At 72.8% G+C, this 1102-nt stretch carries 1 protein-coding gene and 1 pseudogene; one reads left to right on the top strand and one right to left on the bottom strand.

The annotated features are described in order from the left end of the window. The coding region (locus tag FV230_RS28605; RefSeq protein ID WP_281408346.1) for an enolase C-terminal domain-like protein at nucleotides 1-506 on the top strand (506 nt) is incomplete at its 5' end. 229 nt (nucleotides 507-735) lie between these two features. Here FV230_RS28605 and FV230_RS30165 read toward each other — a convergent pair. Further along, nucleotides 736-1102: pseudogene (locus tag FV230_RS30165) on the bottom strand (SAM-dependent methyltransferase); the annotation flags it as partial.

The raw sequence follows: 1102 nt of genomic DNA, 5'->3' as shown, positions 1-1102 counted from the left end.
TCGCCGCGGTGCGCCGCGGCGCGCCCGACAGCCGGCTCATCGTCGACGCCAACGAGGCGTGGGGGCCGGAGACGCTCGAGGCCAACCTCGCGGCCTGCCTCGCCGCCGGCGTGACGCTGATCGAGCAGCCGCTGCCGGCCGACGACGACGGGCTTCTGAGCCGGATCGAGCGCCCGATCCCGATCTGCGCCGACGAGAGCCTGCACGACCGCGCCGGGCTCGATCATCTGGCCGGCCGCTACGACGCGATCAACATCAAGCTCGACAAGACCGGCGGCCTCACCGAGGCGATCATGCTCGCCCACGAGGCCCGCGCCCGCGGCCTCTCGCTGATGATCGGCTGCATGGTCGGCACCTCGCTCGCCATGGCCCCGGCGATGCTGCTCGCCCACCACGCCGACACGATCGACCTCGACGGCCCGCTGCTCCTCGCCCGCGACCGCACGCCGGGCCTGCTGTTCGAGGGCAGCACGATCCATCCGCCGGAGCGGGACCTTTGGGGGTGAGGCGCGGCCGCTTCTCCCTTCCCCGCAAAAGAGGGGAGGGAGGGACGCGCTGGTCGGGCACCGCGATGGTCATGACATCGGGCGCGCTCATTCCAGGGCTGCGAAGCAGAGCCCGGAAACCAGTGCCGCAGGTGGTGCCGCGGTTCGCGCGCACGGCGGTTCTGGATTCCGGGCTCGCCAGCGTCGCCCCGGAATGACGGGTTGGCCCAGCCCGGCGCCTGCGACGCACCTAGGCCGCCACCGCCTCGATCAGCACCGTGTCGAGCCAGAAGCTTCCGTCCGGCGCGAGGCCGAAATGGTGGGCGACCTCGTCGGGGGCGGTGGCCTGGAGGGCGCGGATCGCGGTGACCAGCGGCTCGGGCGTGCGCATCCGGGCGATCCAGGTGGCGAAGTCCATGCGCAGGCGGCCGTGGGTGATCCTGTCGACGGTGAATCCCGCCTCGGCGAGCATCGCCAGCCACTCGGGCACCGAATAGTCGCGCACGTGCGAGGGATCGCGCAGCAGTTCGACCGCCTGGAGATGGGTGTCGAGGAGGGCGTCGTCCGGGGCGACGATGTCGGCGACGAGCGCCGGCGCGCCGGGCTTGGCCACGCGC

Source organism: Methylobacterium sp. WL6, from assembly GCF_008040095.1.
Taxonomy (GTDB): Bacteria; Pseudomonadota; Alphaproteobacteria; order Rhizobiales; family Beijerinckiaceae; genus Methylobacterium.
Note: the sequence above shows the minus strand (reverse complement) of the source record. Positions and strands in the feature narration are given on the sequence as shown.